The following is a 16,550-nucleotide window of genomic DNA, read 5'->3' on the forward strand; positions in this document are numbered from 1 at the left end:
GCGCCTGCCTGGCACCCTCGCCACTGTGCACTCATTGCAGGACACCGGAGAATTTGGCGGCCGCGCCGCACTCCCTGGTTGGTGCTCTGCGTGGAACCTTAGTGATTAACCGGCCCCGCATCTTTGAGGTGCCCATGTGCAAGGCAAAAAGCCGGTCACTGGGGCGCGCTAGGATCAGTTTCTGTGGCTTCCATTTCCAACGGACGCATATAGGACAAATCACTGCGGTCCCAACGGCCCATGATGTATCCTTTATTGAGCACCTGTCGAAAGGGCGTGCCGTCTGTGGTGAAATACCAGTCGACGATCATCCTCCGCAGCAGGATCCGCCATTCCCCATGGCGCCGCTCTAGGCGGTCCAGATAGCGCCCGCCTCCCACGCGAACCTCCGAGCTATCCTTGGTCCTCAAGCTGTAAATCACATACGTTTCTGCGTGAGCCACGTTCCCGTCAATCTCGCAGCTATGCGAGGTGATGTTATGCGTGTGGCTTGCGTAATGCGCATCGTGAACGCTGCCGAGCCACCTTAGAAATTCGTCAACGTTGCCAGTGAACGACCCATGATTGTCGATAGCCTCTGCATGGAAGACGGATCTTATCAACTCGTGGTCATGTCGATCGACGCCTCGAGCATATCGGTGCATGCAATCCAGAATTTCCTGCCGATCCAATAGATACTGCACTTTGTCAACGTTTTCGGTCACCGATCGTGCTCCCCTTCGGCTTGGTTTGTGACGGCTGGCGAAGCCGCGCGAATTCGCTTTCAATGGGTTTACCGCGTGGAATTTAATTATTGACCTAGAATACGCTTTCTGATCATGAAATCAATTGACAATAGCTTGACCTTTGGCAATTGTCTATAAACGGGTGGCGCCGGCCGAGACGGCACACATTGTGCGAAAGGTCGCTGCCCGAAGGGAGCCAAATGTCGACACGCCCGAGCGAAGCCCGAATTGGACGAAGCGTCGATCCTTCTCTGTGTGGCATGTTGCCATCCGGTGATCGTCGATGACCCGGGCCGCCAATACGTCAGCTAACGGCCTATTCTCGCCCCTGACGCTGAGGTCAGTGACATTTGCGAACCGCATCGGCGTCTCGCCGATGTGCATGTATTCGTGCGAAGATGGATTGGCTAACAATTGGCATTTGGTGCACTTGGGAAGCCGAGCCGTCGGAGGCGCGGGTCTCGTTGTTGCCGAGGCAACTGCGGTTTCACCTTGGGCCCGGATAAGTCCTTGGGATCTCGGTCTTTGGTCAGATAAGCATGTCGAGGCGCTGAGGCCTCTCGCCGCATTTATTTCTGAACAAGGTTCCGTACCCGGGATCCAGATAGCGCATGCCGGCAGGAAGGCCGGCAGATTGCCTCCTTATCAGGGAGGCCAGCCGATAAGCGGGTGGGAGACGCTAGTGGCTCCGAGTGCTGTTCCCTATCAACAAGGCTGGCCACAGCCGCGCGAATTGGATCACGAGAATCTGTTGCAAGTGACAGAAGAGTTCGCGGCCGCTTCACGTCGCGCGTTCGATGCCGGCTTCAAGGTTTTGGAAGCGCATTTCGCACATGGCTACCTCCTTCATCAGTTCCTTTCACCATTGAGCAACCGGCGAACTGACGAATTTGGCGGGAGCCTGGAGAATCGGGCGCGGTTTCCGTTGATGGTTATTCGCGCGATGCGGGCCGCTTGGCCGGCTCACTTGCCTTTGTTCGTACGCTTGTCGGTTGTCGATTGGGCGGATGGTGGCCTGGATCTGGACGAAAGTCTCACACTCGCTTCCTGGTTGAAGGAGGCGGGCGTAGACCTGGTCGACTGCTCAAGCGGATCGGTGGTGCCAAAGGAGAAAATCCCACTATCGCCTGGCTACCATGCTCCTTTTGCCCGCCAAATCCGCGAGCGCACAGGGATGGCGACCGGGGTGGTAGGGCTGATCTTCGACCCGACGCTCGCGTCTGCGCTTATACAAGACGGCTCAGCCGATTTCATTTTCCTGGCTCGTGCCATGCTGAGGGATCCGTATTGGCCCAGGACCGCCGCAGCGGTGCTGCAAGCGACAAACGACATCGACATCCCGACCCAATACCGCTGGGCGCTCGAGCGAAGTCTCTGAGCTCCATGATGTCCATTGGCGCGGCTTCTCACAACGGTAGTGCAATGACTGCGTTGGATCGACAATTGATTGAATTGAAGGGCGTCTCCAAGAGCTACGTTGGAGTGTCTGTGTTGCGTTCGGTCGATTTTTCGCTGAAGCCAGGCGAAGTGTTGATGCTTTGCGGCGAGAACGGTGCCGGGAAATCAACCATCAAAAATATCTTGTCGGGACTGATCAAACCGGATGCTGGTGAAATCAGGTTCAACGGCAAATCATTTTCTGCATTCAGCCCCGACGACGTGGAGCGCCTGGGAATTGGGACCATCCATCAAGAGCTCAGCCTATTCGCCAATCTTTCGGTCGCCGAAAATATCCACTTGCCCAGACTGCCAACGAAGCGGGCCCTAATTGATCGCAGGGCCATGCACGCCCGCTCCGAGCACCTGCTGGGTACTATTCTGGGAGCGGACATAGACCCTGCGCAAGAAGTCACATTCCTCTCGCTTGGCCAGCGGCAATTGGTGGAGATCGCGAAGGCGATCCACCGAGCTTCTTCCCTGCTCATTCTAGACGAGCCGACAACATGCCTGAGTATCCCAGAGCGCCGAAAGTTGTTTGAGGTTGTGAGGCGCCTCTGTGAAAAGGGTTATGGCATAATCTACATCACCCACTTTCTCGAAGAGGTTTACGCACTCGCAGACAGAATAGTAGTTCTGCGCGATGGAGTGGTGACGGCCTCCGGTACAGTTGGCGAAATACATTCACAGGCGTTGACGCGGGCCATGGTGGGGCGGTCGCTCGCCGAGGCACAAGTGGAGCCTAAAAAGCTGCCGGCCATAGCTCCGACCATGCTTCGCATCAAAGATGTTGGCGACGGCGTTGCGGTCAAAAACATATCCTTCGACGTCGCGCGAGGAGAAATTCTCGGGATCGCCGGCCTCATGGGGGCAGGTCGAAGCGAGCTCGTCGAAGTCTTGACCGGAATCAGGCCGGGAGAAGGCAGTGTCTGGATCGAGGGTGAGCCATTCCAGAACCGCTCCCCGCAGGCCGCGATCGATCGAGGCATGGTGCTGGTTTCGGAGGATCGGCGTAGGGACCAAGCGTTCCTGATCCGGCCCGTTCGCGAAAATCTGACCGCGTCATCGCTTAGAGAAATCGCAACAAGGTTTACCGGGTTGTTGAAGCACCAGCTTGAGCGTAAGCGGGCTGGAGATGCGATTGAAACTTATGACGTGCAACCGGCGCGCCAAGAAGCCACGATGGTCAGCCTGTCCGGAGGCAACCAGCAGCGTGCCATCGTCGGTCGCTGGCTTAGTCACAATCCCCGCATCTGCATCCTGGATGAACCAACAAAAGGCGTCGACGTTGGCGCACGGGCCACCATCCATGAGCTCATTATCAAGCTAGCTGCACAAGGCACCTCTTTCATCGTCATCAGTTCCGACATGCCCGAACTGCTGATGCTGTGCCATCGCGCCGTCGTCCTGCACAAGGGACGCTTGGTGGGCACGCTCGACCGGTGCGATTTCGAAGCTGACAAGATTCTCACGATGGCGTCGACCGGAGGACCACAATGAATTTCAGACGGGCACACTTGGGTCCAGTGGGGTCACAACAACTCTCCTTGGGTCTGGTGTTCGCCCTGGTTTGCATCGCATTCTCCAGCCAGACCGACCGGTTTTTTACTCTGCCAAACCTCACCAATATCTTGACACAATCTTCCGCAGCCGCGGTCGTGGCTCTGGGCATGACGCTCGTAATAGTCACACGCGGGATAGACTTATCAGTTGGCTCGATCGCCAACTGTGCAATCGCCACCGCGCTGCTGCTGGCCGGAACTGAAAGCGTCGCGGGCAGCGTGTCGACCTCGATTTGGGTTTACCCAATCGCGCTGGCGATCGGGTTGATGCTTGGATTGCTAAACGGTGTGCTGGTTGTCGCGTTTAAAGTGCATCCTCTTATCATCACACTTGCTACACTGTCGCTTTTCAGAGGAATTGGTCTTCATATCACCGCGGCAGAATCGATCGGCGTGAAGGGTTCATTGCTGAATTTTGCACGTTACTCGCCGGGCGGCCTTCCTCTCCCGGTAATCACCGTGATGATCGGGGCCTTCGTCGCCTGGGTGGTTCTGAAGCGCACGCTATTCGGAAGGCACCTGCTGGCTCTCGGAGGATCCCCACGTTCGGCTGCCGAAACCGGCATCAAGGTAAAGCGCCTCATCGTGTCGGTGTATGCGATCTCCGGGGTATGTGCGGCCGTAGCCGGTCTGATTGTGTCGGGACGAGTAGGGCTTGTGGACACCAGCCTCGGGCTTGAGCTCGAATTCACGGCCATTACCGCCGTCGTTCTCGGAGGCACCAGCCTGTTTGGTGGCCGGGGCACTGTCGTCGGCAGCATGTTGGGCGCGATTCTGCTGGTCACGATAGATAACGGGCTGAACTTGATCGGAGCAAACCCATTCATCTACGCAGTCGTGCGCGGGTTAATTCTAATAGTCGCTATCGCGCTAGATGCTTTTGCCGGCCGTAATCATCCGGATCGCCTAGCAAGTGACCTTTCATGATCGTGGCTTAGACCAGAAGTAAAGTGGCATTTAACAAGGAGGAGACTGGCATGAAAATAAGATTTGGTGTTCTGATTTCACTAATGATCGGCGTCGCGGCAGGAGATGTCGCCTACGGTGCCGAACCGGTAATCGGTGTTTCATTTGACTTCATTTCGCCTTTCAGAACCGCAGAGAAGACGGCGATCGAAAAGGCGATTTCAGCCGCCGGTGGCAAAATGCGGTTCTACGATGCCAACAAGGATGCACAGCGCCAAGCATCGCAGGTCGACACGATGATTGCTGACCATGTCGACGCACTTATCGTTATACCTTTTGATCTCCAGGCAGCCGGTGGTCTGGCCCAGTCAGCGATCTCGGCGGGTATCCCATTCGTATCCGCTGATTCCGCGCCTGCTGATCTGAAGTCGGTGACGTACCACGTCGGCGGTGACCCTTGCGCGGACGGGAGAGCCGCCGGCGAGTATTTCGTCAAAGTCGCCAAAGACAAGCCTTTCAAGCTTCTGGAGCTGCAAGGCGGTCTTTCCTATGACAACGGCCTGCGTCGCTCGAAATGTCTGGGAGAAGCGCTCAAGGACCACCCCAACGTAACGATAGTGGCTCAGGTACCTACCGATTGGAATCCCGAAAAAGCCTTGGCAGGGACGGAGAACACTCTTCAGGCTCATCCCGATCTCAATGGGATTTACTCGCCCTGGAACAACGGTCTGCAGGGCGTCTTCTCAGCGCTTAAGGAGAAGGGCAAGCTCGTCCCGGTTGGAAACAAGGATCATATCGTCCTGGTTAGCATCGACGGTACGCCGTTGGGTTGCCAGGCTGTGCGGGACGGATTGCTCGACTTGGATATCGCAACGCCAGTGGCGGACCTCGGAACAAAAGCGGTGCAGGCGGCGATCAAGGCCGCGGGAAAAGGGTCAATCGAACCGCAGAGCGAGTTCCTGCCTGGTCTTCCCTATGGTCCCGACAACGTCAAAGAAAAATCATCCCAGGTTTGGGGCTGCAATTGATACGGCTGGCGCCGGCAACGCGGGCGCCAATTCGCGGGGAGTAATGTATGTCTGCAAATCATGAAGATATGAGAGCGGCCGACCGCATCGTCATGCGATGCTCAAGAGAAATTCAGCGTTACGGAATTAACGCAATATCGAGGATACTGCTCGCGTCCCCTATGATCCTGGTTCTGGCTATTGTTCTAGTGGGGTTTTTGCTTCTTGCGGACAACTTCGCTACTTACTCTAATTTTTTGAACATTGGCAGGCTGTTCGCACCCCTTTTGATTGCGGCGATCGGATTGTCCTTTGTATTTCTTATCGGCGGAATCGATCTTTCGGTCGGATCAACGATCAGCCTTTCATCCGTTTTCTGCGCAATGGTAATGGCCCATAGCGGCTTTATAGCGCTCGGCGTCGCGGCAGGGATCGGCACCGGTTTGTGTATCGGACTGATCAACGGAATTGCGATTTCGTATGCGCGCTTTCCTGCGTTTGTCTATACGCTCGCAATGCTCCTAACCATCAGAGCGGTCGCGCTTTTGTGTACGGGGGGATACTCCGTAGGAGGTCTGCCGATTGGCGTGATGAGTCTCGGCAGACAGACGTTCCTCGGCGTGCCTAGCCTGCTCGGGATCGCTCTGGTGGTCTTCGCCGCTGCCCAATTTGCGCTGAGCTTTACCAGCTTCGGCCGACAACTGTACCTGGTCGGGACAAGCGAGCGCGCCGCAACGTTTAATGGACTTCCCGTCAAGAGAGTGCGTTGCATGGCCTACGTAACATGTGGTGGTCTGGCCGGGCTTGCCGGCGTCATTGTCGTTTTGCGCCTTGGCTCTGGGGGCCCGGTTGTTGGTGACAACCTGTTGCTGATGGCATGCGCAGCGGTGGTCCTAGGCGGCACCAGCATTCTGGGTGGTGATGGAAGCGTCGCGAAAACGCTTGTCGGTGCGGCTCTCATCATCTTTCTTGACAAGGGCTTGGATATGCTGGGTTTCAGCTTCTATGATCAAGCTATCGTCATGGGCGCGATCGTTATCGTCGGCAGCGCCTTCAGTACCTGGTTGCACGGCCGCCTCAGTCGGGTGTGACAGTGTGCGAGGAGGTTCTTGCGTCTGTTCCCCTAAAAATCCTGAGCAAGATCAGCATGCGCCGTTGCACGCCAAGCCGTCCGTGGGTCTGAGGGCTCCTGCGACCGTTCACCGGGCTAGCGATGGCTGCGGATCGCCAGCAGGCGACAGCGTGGCGTTTGAACATTGAATCGGTGGCAGATATCCGCCGAGACGTGCACGCTCTACGCCCGCCGTCGGCGCTGCGTCGGAGGGTTCGCGCGTACGTCTGCTGCGTCAATCCAAATCTGCTCATGGACCTGGCGAGCGTGGTAGATTTTGAGGTCCCTGACCAGCCAGCCGCCGCCCACCGATCCGTCAACCAGGCTGAACGAAGCAGAATGCCGCGAGCAGTAAAGCCTGCAGTCGCGAACCTCGCCTTTGACCAGATCCGCAAAATCGTGCGGGCAAAGACGCTGTACCGCTAGGACAGTTCCCTGGTTCCTGATGAGAAGAAGTTCGAAGCCTTCAAGCTCGATCGGACAAATTCCACCCTCTGGGATTTCGTCTACCCCGGCGACCGCGACCCAATTAGGTCCATCATCTCCGCCAGGCAGCTCTTCAGCTGCCGGCCGGATTTCCGCATTACGCCTATCCTCCAAGATAGGCCTCCCGCACGACCGGGTCCGCCATCAGTTCCCGGCCGGTCCCTTGCCGTTTGAGTTCGCCCGCTTCCAGAAGGTAGGCACGGTCGCACATTTCCAGGGCGGCGAAAGCATTCTGCTCGACCAGCAGAACCGTTATCCCTTCCTTCCGAATTTCGGCAATCAAATCGAACACCGTGTCGATAATGGTCGGGGCCAGCCCAAGGGAAGGCTCATCGAAGAGGATAATCCTAGGTCTTGACATCAGCGCGCGAGCGATGGCCAGCATCTGCTGCTCGCCACCCGACAGAGTTCCTGCCGGCTGGTGACGCCGCTCCTGCAAGATGGGGAACCGATGAAACATCCGCTTCATATCGTCCAAGATGGCGGCATTATCGCGCCGCAAGTGGGCCCCCAGCTCCAGATTTTCTTTCACGGTGAGATGGGCGAACACCCGCCGACCCTCGGGGCAGTGCGCCATACCCTTCATCAGAATCTGCCGTGGCGTGGCGCGAGTAATGTCCACTCCATCCAGAATGATGCGTCCCGTCGAAATGGGTGCGATGCCCGATAGGGCCCGCAACGTCGAAGTCTTTCCGGCCCCATTAGCCCCTATTAGAGATACAAGTTCCCCCTTTTTCACCTCGAGTGAAATGCCCTTGACGGCTGCGACCTTCCCGTAGCGGCAGGAAAAATCTTCAATGACCAGCACGGTGCCTCCCATCGCCGAGATAGGCGCGGATGACTTCAGGGTTACGCTGAATCACCGAGGGAACATCATTCGCGATGATGTGCCCCTGATAAAGAACGAGGACCCTGTCAGACACTTCCATCACCATTCGCATGTCATGCTCCACCAGAAGCACGGTGATCCCTCGCTGACGAATGCGATCCAGGATCCTCATGAAGCTCAGGGTCTCAGTGGGATTCATGCCAGAAACAGGTTCGTCCAGCAGGAGCAGTGTCGGTTCTGTCGCCAACGCCATGGCGACGCCGAGCAACCGTTGCTCTCCATAGGGGAGAGATGTTGACTTGTGATCAAGGCGGTCGGCCAGCCCCACAAAGGCGAGGATTTCACGAGCCTTGTCGCGCAGCCACTTTTCTTCCCTCCTCACGCTCGGCAGACCCAGAAGCACTGCCCAGGTCGAGCTCGATCCCTGTTTGTGAAGGGCCCGCATCACGCTCTCCAATGCACTTGCCCCCGTGAACAGGCTTGTCCGTTGAAAGGTTCGCACGAGACCTAGCGCCGCAATCTCGTGCGTCTTGAGCCCCCTTGTCGACCTGCCAGCAAACGCGACGCTACCCGCGGCCGGCGCAAGGTAACCGGACACGACGTTGAAAGCGGTCGTCTTGCCGGCACCATTGGGACCAATCAAGCTGACCAATTCGCCTTTGCGCACTTTGAATGTCATGTCGGCGATTGCGGTCAATCCGCCAAAGCGGACCGCTACATGTTCAACCGAGAGCAGTTCCTCCCATTCTTTCGGGATCATCTTCTCTCTCCGCCGGCATCAATGATCTTGCTTCCAGAGGGCGTTATTCGCCAACCGCCAACAACGCGGGAAACGGCCGGAACGATCCCCTCGGGCAAAAACATGACGACAAGAATCATGAAGGCGCCATACAGTATCCACTGCAGCTCTGGTCCCGTGACTTCCCGCAGCAGCGGCGGCACGAGACCGAAAATCATGCCGCCCACCACCGGGCCCAGCAAGGTGCCTTTGCCGCCAGTGATGATCATGATGAGTAGGGTAACGGTGTAGATGAACAGGAACACCTCTGGGTCCACGATACGCATGTAATGGGCATAGAGACTTCCAGCCGCGCCAGCTAGCGCGGCCGATACGACGGCGCCTAGTACCAGGTACTTGGTCACGTCCACGCCCACCGACAGAGCGAGCGTCTCGTTATCACGCAGTGACGTCATCGCCCGGCCGATCCTCGACAAAACGAGACGACGTATCACAAAGAACGCCACCGCCGCGACGCAGAGAACCAAGTAATAGTTGGAGAGCTTGCTGTAGAAAACGTAATGCCAACCCATCGCGCTCACGGAGAAAGGCGGAATGCCGGTCAGGGCCATCGGCCCTTGTGTCAGCGAGATCCAGTTCACGGCAACGATATGCGCCACCTCGGCAAAACTGATGGTGACTATGACAAAATATGCTCCTCGAACGCGAAAGGAAAGCTTTCCGATACACCAGCCCAGAACGCCTGTGACAAGAATGGCGTAGACGAAAGAAAGCCAGACTGGCTGCGGCCCGACCGTCCAAGCAAGATTGCTGGTGAAGCGCATCTCGAAACCAAGGGAGCACAATGCGCTGACATATGCGCCAATGCCGAAAAAACCCATGTGACCCAGGCTGGCCTGACCAAGATAGCCAAGCATAAGATTCAAGCTAATGGCTGCTATTGTGAAAATGCCGGTGATGATCAGGATGTGAAGGACGTATTGATCGCCAACGACGAACGGCAAGGCAGCGAACCCTGCGATGCAGATGAGTTTTATCAACATGCTCAGCCGATCCGATCAGCGGTTGTGAACAGCCCGGTCGGGCGCAGCGCCAGCACGAGAATGATCACCGCGAAAGCCATGACGTCGCGGTAGCCGGAAGAAATGTAGCTCGCACCGAATTCCTCGACGAATGCAAGGAGGAAACCGCCAAATGCCGCGCCCTTAAAATTACCGAGCCCGCCCAGGATGATGATTGCGAACGCCTTTAGAGTAAGAAGATTGCCCATTGTGGGAGTCACCACGAATACAGGCCCAAGCAGCGCGCCAGCGACCGATGCCAGCGCAGCCCCAAAGGCGAATGTAACCGTGTAAATCCCATTGATGTTGATCCCCATCAGTGCAGCAGCGTCCCTGTCAGCGAAGGTGGCGCGCATGGACTTCCCCAAGCGCGTGTGATGGATGAGAAAATGCGCTGCAAAGATAAAGCATACCGCCATGACAAAGACGAAGACCCGCAGCGGGTCGAGCGCAACAGGGCCTATCACGATAGGCTTGATCGGGAACGGGTTGGGGATAGACCGCGCATAGCCTCCCCACGCCCAATTCTCGCTGTTTTGCATAACAATCCAGGCGCCGATCAAGACCAGCATGGTAGAATCTATGTCGGCATCGCGCATCGGACGGACCAGCACGAACTCAATAGCGGCGCCGACAACAGCTCCAATCAGCATTGCCAAGACGAGCGCGACGAAGAAATTGCCTCCAATCAGGGACACAAATGCAAAGGCAGTGTAAGCACCCAGGGTGTAGAGCTCACCGTGGGTAAAGTTGATGATCCTCATTATACCGACAATGATGGTCAGTCCGATGCCCACCAAAGCATATATTCCGCCCAGGATGAGGGCATTCGAAATGTGCTGTACAACGGAGTCCATGGCTGCCTTGATCTTCAATCAGCAGAGATTACTTTGCCGTCCTTGATCTGGACGAAATACACCTGCGGATGATTCTGCCCGCTTTCGCTGCCGGCAGGTCCATCCTTCACAAATTGTATATCGCTGCCTGCTCCGTGGGCCTTTATTTTCCAAAAAGCGTCCCTGATCGCCTCCGGCTCGGCTTTGCCGGCCAGCCTGATTGCTTCTGCTATCGCCTGGATACCGTCATAGCCACGAAAGCCCTCCCCCAGTCCGGCGAATTTGAGATCCCGCTTCTTCCACTCCGTGATCAATGCCTTGATAACGTCTGGATTTTGAGTTGCGTCCGGGGTCCAAGGATTGAGGAAAGCGTCATAGTAGCTGCCTTCGGCAGCCGAGCCGGCCAATTCGATCAACAAATCGGGCTGAGTTGAACCTCCCGGAGCAATAATCGTCTGCTTCAGGCCGATCGTATAGGCCTGCCTCAGCACCAAGGCGATCTGTTCTGCATAGCTAAACACGACCAATGCGTCGGCGTCACTGGCCTTGATAGTGCTCAACTGGGCGCTGAGGTCTTGGGCAGCGGCATCCATGCGTTCCTCGGCGCCGATCTCGATGCCTGCCCGGCTGAGCTGCTCACGGAACTGCTTGGCTCCGTCGATACCGAAATCGTTCGTCGTGAGAAGGAAATTCACTTTCTTTATCTTGCGCTTAACAGCCTCTTTGGTGAACCCTTCGGCTTCCACGGCCAATGTCGGCGAGATCCGGAACACCCAGGGATTCCCCTGTGTCGTAACCTTGCTGGACGAGGCGGTCTCGACGAGCAAGGGGACGCTGTACTCCATCAACTTGGGCAGCACCGCCAACGTCTGGGTCGAGGTGTAGGCTCCCATCATGACGGGGACCTTGTCGCGCACCATCAGCTTTTCAGCCGCATCAGCCGCGTCTGTTGGCGTACTTTTGTTGTCTTCAATTACCAGTTCAATCTGCTTACCCAGTACCCCGCCTTTGCCGTTGATTTCGTCCGCGGCAATCTTGGCCCCATTGACGATATATTGGCCCGCTGACGCGAATATACCCGTTACCGGCTCATTGACGCCTATCTTGATCGTTTCTTGGCCAGAAGCTGATGTGGCTAAAAGGCTCACCGCCGCCAAAGCGGCTGCGGCTGTTGTTCCAATTCTCATGACAATCTCCCCTTTGTCGGGACGCCGCCGTTCTGCTGTGCGGTCCCTTGTCACAAAGCATTCAAACTCGGATGGGTTTGTCAAGCTATTTCGTATCCATCCAGTGGGTGTTCGTTCTTGAAATTGATGTCCGATCAGGAAATCAATTGACATGAGCGATCGATGAAGGCAGAAGCGACTCAAAGCTTAGCGGGATAAGTAGGGATTTCGCATGGACGTGGCTGCAAGCACGAGCAATCTTACGCCGGGCGGCATCGGCGCAAAACTTGAGCGCAAGGAGGACGACCGATTTCTGCGTGGACGAGGCCAGTTCATAGGCGACCTGCGCCGACCGCATATGAAGGAGGCGATGTTCGTCCGCAGTCCTTTGGCTCACGCGCGAATTGTGTCCATTTCGATTCCTGACGATCTGAAAGACGACGTCTTCACGGCTGCCGACCTCAAAGGGGTCAAGCCTATCAGTGCTCGTTCGTTATTGTCGGGATTTCGCAGTTCGGCCCAGACCGCACTGGCCACGGAAAAGGTCCGCTATGTGGGTGAGCCGGTTGCTCTTTGCCTGGCGAGTTCGCGTGCTGAGGCCGAGGACATGGCCTCTAGGGTGGATGTTCAATATGAGGAGTTGGCGGCGATTGTCGACTCCCTGCAGGCGAGAGACTGCCCCGAACCGCGGGTTCACGAGACGTGGACCGACAATATATACCTTGAGAGCGTCACCGAGGCCGGCCCGCCGCCTGAGAGCGTAGGGGCGACGATCAGCGTGAGACGAGAATTCCGCACGGCCCGCCAATGTATGTCTCCGTTGGAAGGCAAGGGTGCCCTCGCTTATAAAGATACACGCCTGGATCAACTGGTCTTCACCACTTCCACCCAGATGCCCCATGTCGTGCGGACTGGGCTGAGTGAATTTCTGGCGCTGGATCAAGAGCGGGTGCGCGTCATTGCGCCGGATGTCGGTGGCGGCTTTGGCTATAAGGGTGTGCTCTCGCCCGAAGAGCTTTGCGTCGCCTGGGCTGCCCTCACTTTGGAAGTCCCCATACGCTGGATTGAAGACAGACGCGAGCACCTTACCGGCAACGCCAACTGTCGAGAACAGTGGTACTCCATAACGCTTCATGCTGACGCCCGAGGCAGGCTGCTGGCAATAGACGCTGAGGCGGTGGTGAACGCGGGCGCTTATGGTGCCTATCCGTTCGGCGCGAGTGGCGAGGCCGGGCAGATTGCCAGTCTACTGCCCGGTCCTTACGATTTTCAGAGCTACCGCTGCAAGACCTGGTCGGTGGCCACTAACAAGCCACCGCTGCTGCCTTACCGTGGCGTTGCCCGGCCAGGCGTTTGCTTTGCCCTTGAATCGATGATGGATTTGGTGGCGCGGGCGGTAGGGCGAGAACCTTATGAGGTCCGCCTTGATAACTTGATTCGTCCTGACCAGATGCCCTTCGACAACATTGTCAAGAAGCACATCGATAGCGGCGACTATCCGGAATGCCTCAGACGCGCCGTCGAGGCGATCAATCTGACTTCATGGCGGGAGCGCCAGAAGAAAGGTGAGGCTGACGGACGTCATATCGGCGTTGGCCTTTGCATATTCAATGAACAGGGTGCTCACGGCATGTCCGTCTATGCTGGTTGGGGCGTCCCTGTCCTGCCGGGATACGAGCAGGCGACTGTCCGGCTGCTGCCCGATGGGGGGCTGGAGGTACGTGTAGGGATCCAGAGCCATGGTCAGGGACTTGAGACCACGCTTTCTCAAGTCGCTCACGAGATACTTGGAATCCACCACTCCAGGATAGTTGTGCTGCACGGCGATACATCAACCTCGCCATATTCCGTCGGCACCTACGCATCCAGAAGCATGGTCATGGCTGGTGGCGCCGTGGCGGCAGCCTGTCGGCAATTGCGCGATCGGGCAGTGAAGATCGGCTCTCATTTGCTGCAGGTACCTCAGACCGATGCGGATTTTGTGGCGGGCGAGGTGCGGGCAAATGCCGCCAGCATAAGTTTGCGGGAGATCGCAGAATGTTGGTACAAGCGGCCTTACGATCTTCCCAGCGATGTTGATCGGGGAGGCCTCGAGGTCACTGCCGGCTACAAGACCGAACGCGACAGCGGAACTTTCAGCTATGCGTCCCATGCCGTCGCTGTAGCCGTCGATCCCATATCAGGCGACGTTGAGCTGTTGGATTATGTCGTCGTGGAAGACGGCGGCGTTCTGGTCAATCCGATGATCGTAGACGGCCAGATTATCGGTGGCGTCGCCCAAGGGATCGGAACTGCCCTGTTTGAGGAAATGCTTTTCGACAGCACCGGCCAACCACTTGGGTCGACACTTGCAGATTACCTACTCCCTGGCGCGACAGAAATGCTTGATGTCCGCATCTTCCACATGGAGACGCCCTCGCCCTACTCCGAATTCGGGATGAAAGGGATTGGGGAGAGCGGCGCCATTGGACCCCCGGCCGCCATCCTAAATGCCATTAACGACGCTATTAGTGTCTACGGCGCCGAGGTCCATTCCATTCCAGTCACACCGCGACGCATCGTGGAGGCGATCCACGCTGCCCAAGGGGGTCACCGCGACATCGCCGGTCGACAGGATCTGCAGTGAAACCCGCCCCATTCGAATACGAACGACCCGATACCCTCAAGAAAGCGTCTCTGCTGGCGAGCGAGGCAGACCGAACGGTAAAGATTGTCGCTGGCAGTCAGTCCCTTGGACCGATGCTCAACATGCGGCTGACGAGACCGGACCGCCTTGTCGACATAACTGCTATCCCGGAACTGCGCCAGGTCTCGCAAACGCCTGGGGCGCTTACCTTGGGTGCCTGTATCACGCACGCCGATATCGAGGACGGGCGAGTGCCCGATACGACCAACGGCCTTCTTCGTTTTGTCGCGTCGAGGATAGCCTATCGGGCCGTGCGTAACAGGGGCACCATCGGCGGCAGCCTTTGTCACGCGGACCCGGCTGCCGATTGGTTGTCAGCGTTAGGACTGCTGGGCACTACGGTGCATGTTGCATCGAGCGACGCTAGACAAACAATTCCGATCGAAGAGTTCACCACCGGGCCGTTTGGGACGAAGCTCCTGACCGGGGATCTCCTTGAGACGGTCGAAATTCCCAGCCTTTCCCGTTCCGCGCGTTGGGGCTACTACAAGTTCTGCCGCAAGCCAGGTGAGTTCGCGCACGCCGTCGCGGGTGTCTTGAGAGATGAAGACAGGCAGGTATTTCGCGCCGTAATCGGTGGTTCAAAGGCGCCGCCGATCTACGTTGCCGACGCCAACAGTCTGATTGACGATCGAAACGGCTGGTCCGTCAAGAAAACCGCTGTGGTCGACCTGCTGGCCGCGCATGGCGTCAGCGAGCCCTATGACCTACAGCTCCATGTGCTCGCTTTAGAACGCGCGGTGGCCCGATCATGATATCCCGACAGATACAGCTCACCGTGAACGGGCGATCCGTTGATGCTGGCGTCGAACCGCGAATGCAGTTGGCCGACTTCTTACGCGAGCAGCTTGGCCTGACAGGAACTCACCTTGGCTGCGAGCACGGTGTTTGCGGTGCATGCACTTTGGAAGTTGACGGGGTGCCAGTCAGATCGTGCATCACGTATGCGGTTGCCTGCGACGGATCCCGCATTCGCACAATCGAGGGGCTCGATAATGACGAAATCGCGGGCCGACTGAGACGTGCCTTTTCAAGGGAACATGCGCTGCAATGCGGATTCTGTACCCCAGGAATGCTAACAACCGCACGCGACATTGTAGTGCGCCTGCCAGAAGCAGATGAAAAGCGCATCCGGATTGAGCTGAGCGGCAATCTGTGCCGCTGCACCGGTTACAACGGGATAGTTCGGGCGATCATGGCGGTGATATTGGAGATGAAGACCGAGCCCAGAGCCGACCTTCGGGGCACCTTGCTCGGGCCGGCCGGTTCCCGCGGCGTAGCGGCTTCATCGCAACCAGGCCGCGCCGGCACGAAAGCTTCGGCCAACGGGACCAGCTCCGCGGAGCCCGATGTCACGTTTTCTTCTGTCCCCGTACGCCCCGGAAAACCCACGTTCCAGGTCCAGCATTCCGTCAAAGTTTCGGTCCCGCGCGAAATTGTCTGGCGGTTTTTCGCCCGATTGGACGAGGTCGTCAAATGCATGCCCGGCGCCTCGCTGACCGAAGAGCCTACCGACGACCGGGTCAAGGGACTGATGCGGGTCCAGGCGGGGCCGATTACAGCGGAATTCCACGGCGTCGCTGAAATCACACGTGATCCCATGTCTTTCAGCGGAACAATCCAGGGCCAGGGGAAAGACCGGGGCAATAACTCGACGACTGCAGGCGAAGTCCGCTACAGACTGGTCGATGAAGATAGCGGGCGCCGGACCGCCATCGTCTTTGAGATCTCGGCTTTCATAACCGGACCCTTAGCGCAATTCAGCAGGGGCGGTTTGGTTCAGCAAATCGCCAAAACGATAGCGGAACGTTTTGCAAAAAATGTTCAGCAAAAATTGTTGAGCCCAGACGGCGACGAGCAAGTAAAGGTCACCTCTTCCTCGCTCAACATGGGAGCGATTGCATTGAAGGCGATGTGGCAATGGATGGGGGGGGCGGCGAGCAGATGGATCAGCCGGCGGTGAAAGCAGCTTACACTGGAAAAGCGAGTTCCTGAATCG

General features: G+C 57.3%; 15 protein-coding genes. 8 read left to right on the forward strand and 7 right to left on the reverse strand.

What is annotated here, in order from left to right; all coding sequences use genetic code 11:
- Positions 1 to 155: 155 nt before the first annotated feature.
- Complete coding sequence (locus tag LB558_RS07690; protein WP_224696986.1) at positions 156 to 704, reverse strand: nuclear transport factor 2 family protein; 549 nt, start codon at positions 702 to 704, stop codon at positions 156 to 158.
- 304 nt (positions 705 to 1,008) lie between these two features.
- Here LB558_RS07690 and LB558_RS07695 point away from each other — a divergent pair, with 304 nt between their 5' ends.
- The 5 genes from LB558_RS07695 to LB558_RS07715 are packed head-to-tail and all read left to right on the forward strand — an operon-like array spanning position 1,009 to position 6,728.
- Complete coding sequence (locus LB558_RS07695; RefSeq protein WP_224696987.1) at positions 1,009 to 2,103, forward strand: NADH:flavin oxidoreductase/NADH oxidase; 1,095 nt, start codon at positions 1,009 to 1,011, stop codon at positions 2,101 to 2,103.
- A gap of 5 nt (positions 2,104 to 2,108) precedes the next feature.
- The gene (locus LB558_RS07700; protein ID WP_224696988.1) at positions 2,109 to 3,662 is read left to right on the forward strand and encodes a sugar ABC transporter ATP-binding protein; all 1,554 of its coding nucleotides are present in this window, start codon (positions 2,109 to 2,111) and stop codon (positions 3,660 to 3,662) included.
- Positions 3,659 to 4,651 (forward strand): ABC transporter permease, encoded by a 993-nt coding sequence (locus LB558_RS07705; protein ID WP_224696989.1) that lies wholly within the window; start codon positions 3,659 to 3,661, stop codon positions 4,649 to 4,651. The genes LB558_RS07700 and LB558_RS07705 overlap by 4 nt, the downstream gene beginning before the upstream one ends.
- Before the next feature lie 50 nt (positions 4,652 to 4,701).
- Positions 4,702 to 5,658: a sugar ABC transporter substrate-binding protein gene (locus tag LB558_RS07710; RefSeq protein ID WP_224696990.1), complete on the forward strand. Its 957-nt coding sequence runs from the start codon at positions 4,702 to 4,704 to the stop codon at positions 5,656 to 5,658.
- A 47-nt stretch (positions 5,659 to 5,705) separates the two neighbouring features.
- A complete protein-coding gene (locus LB558_RS07715; protein ID WP_224696991.1) occupies positions 5,706 to 6,728 on the forward strand; it encodes an ABC transporter permease in 1,023 nt (340 codons plus the stop codon).
- 203 nt (positions 6,729 to 6,931) lie between these two features.
- Here LB558_RS07715 and LB558_RS33175 read toward each other — a convergent pair whose 3' ends face one another.
- The 6 genes from LB558_RS33175 to LB558_RS07745 are packed head-to-tail and all read right to left on the reverse strand — an operon-like array spanning position 6,932 to position 11,886.
- Positions 6,932 to 7,348 (reverse strand): Rieske 2Fe-2S domain-containing protein, encoded by a 417-nt coding sequence (locus LB558_RS33175; protein ID WP_224696992.1) that lies wholly within the window; start codon positions 7,346 to 7,348, stop codon positions 6,932 to 6,934.
- The gene (locus LB558_RS07725; protein WP_224696993.1) at positions 7,338 to 8,042 is read right to left on the reverse strand and encodes an ABC transporter ATP-binding protein; all 705 of its coding nucleotides are present in this window, start codon (positions 8,040 to 8,042) and stop codon (positions 7,338 to 7,340) included. Before LB558_RS07725 ends, LB558_RS33175 begins: the two co-directional genes overlap by 11 nt.
- Positions 8,029 to 8,823: an ABC transporter ATP-binding protein gene (locus LB558_RS07730; protein WP_224696994.1), complete on the reverse strand. Its 795-nt coding sequence runs from the start codon at positions 8,821 to 8,823 to the stop codon at positions 8,029 to 8,031. Before LB558_RS07730 ends, LB558_RS07725 begins: the two co-directional genes overlap by 14 nt.
- Complete coding sequence (locus tag LB558_RS07735; RefSeq protein WP_224696995.1) at positions 8,820 to 9,845, reverse strand: branched-chain amino acid ABC transporter permease; 1,026 nt, start codon at positions 9,843 to 9,845, stop codon at positions 8,820 to 8,822. The genes LB558_RS07730 and LB558_RS07735 overlap by 4 nt, the downstream gene beginning before the upstream one ends.
- Before the next feature lie 2 nt (positions 9,846 to 9,847).
- Entirely contained in the window at positions 9,848 to 10,720 is an 873-nt protein-coding gene (locus LB558_RS07740; RefSeq protein ID WP_224697209.1) for a branched-chain amino acid ABC transporter permease, read from the reverse strand.
- A 14-nt stretch (positions 10,721 to 10,734) separates the two neighbouring features.
- Positions 10,735 to 11,886, reverse strand: a complete 1,152-nt coding sequence (locus tag LB558_RS07745) for an ABC transporter substrate-binding protein (RefSeq protein WP_224696996.1) — start codon at positions 11,884 to 11,886, stop codon at positions 10,735 to 10,737.
- A 211-nt stretch (positions 11,887 to 12,097) separates the two neighbouring features.
- Between LB558_RS07745 and LB558_RS07750 the strand changes: the two genes are divergently transcribed.
- The 3 genes from LB558_RS07750 to LB558_RS07760 are packed head-to-tail and all read left to right on the forward strand — an operon-like array spanning position 12,098 to position 16,514.
- The gene (locus tag LB558_RS07750) at positions 12,098 to 14,491 is read left to right on the forward strand and encodes a xanthine dehydrogenase family protein molybdopterin-binding subunit (protein WP_224696997.1); all 2,394 of its coding nucleotides are present in this window, start codon (positions 12,098 to 12,100) and stop codon (positions 14,489 to 14,491) included.
- Complete coding sequence (locus tag LB558_RS07755) at positions 14,488 to 15,306, forward strand: FAD binding domain-containing protein (RefSeq protein WP_224696998.1); 819 nt, start codon at positions 14,488 to 14,490, stop codon at positions 15,304 to 15,306. The genes LB558_RS07750 and LB558_RS07755 overlap by 4 nt, the downstream gene beginning before the upstream one ends.
- A complete protein-coding gene (locus LB558_RS07760; protein ID WP_224696999.1) occupies positions 15,303 to 16,514 on the forward strand; it encodes a xanthine dehydrogenase family Fe-S subunit in 1,212 nt (403 codons plus the stop codon). The genes LB558_RS07755 and LB558_RS07760 overlap by 4 nt, the downstream gene beginning before the upstream one ends.
- Positions 16,515 to 16,550 lie beyond the last annotated feature (36 nt).

The organism is Mesorhizobium sp. CO1-1-8 (assembly GCF_020164875.1).
Lineage (GTDB): Bacteria > Pseudomonadota > Alphaproteobacteria > Rhizobiales > Rhizobiaceae > Mesorhizobium.

What these genes read in the sequence shown, in the direction of transcription:
- LB558_RS07735 (WP_224696995.1), bottom strand. Translation starts at nt 9,845, where the DNA reads ATGTTGATAAAACTCATCTGCATCGCAGGGTTCGCTGCCTTGCCGTTC.
- LB558_RS07705 (WP_224696989.1), top strand. Translation starts at nt 3,659, where the DNA reads ATGAATTTCAGACGGGCACACTTGGGTCCAGTGGGGTCACAACAACTC.
- LB558_RS07760 (WP_224696999.1), top strand. Translation starts at nt 15,303, where the DNA reads ATGATATCCCGACAGATACAGCTCACCGTGAACGGGCGATCCGTTGAT.
- LB558_RS07700 (WP_224696988.1), top strand. Translation starts at nt 2,109, where the DNA reads ATGATGTCCATTGGCGCGGCTTCTCACAACGGTAGTGCAATGACTGCG.
- LB558_RS07745 (WP_224696996.1), bottom strand. Translation starts at nt 11,886, where the DNA reads ATGAGAATTGGAACAACAGCCGCAGCCGCTTTGGCGGCGGTGAGCCTT.
- LB558_RS07695 (WP_224696987.1), top strand. Translation starts at nt 1,009, where the DNA reads ATGACCCGGGCCGCCAATACGTCAGCTAACGGCCTATTCTCGCCCCTG.
- LB558_RS07750 (WP_224696997.1), top strand. Translation starts at nt 12,098, where the DNA reads ATGGACGTGGCTGCAAGCACGAGCAATCTTACGCCGGGCGGCATCGGC.
- LB558_RS07730 (WP_224696994.1), bottom strand. Translation starts at nt 8,823, where the DNA reads ATGATCCCGAAAGAATGGGAGGAACTGCTCTCGGTTGAACATGTAGCG.
- LB558_RS07740 (WP_224697209.1), bottom strand. Translation starts at nt 10,720, where the DNA reads ATGGACTCCGTTGTACAGCACATTTCGAATGCCCTCATCCTGGGCGGA.
- LB558_RS07710 (WP_224696990.1), top strand. Translation starts at nt 4,702, where the DNA reads ATGAAAATAAGATTTGGTGTTCTGATTTCACTAATGATCGGCGTCGCG.
- LB558_RS07715 (WP_224696991.1), top strand. Translation starts at nt 5,706, where the DNA reads ATGTCTGCAAATCATGAAGATATGAGAGCGGCCGACCGCATCGTCATG.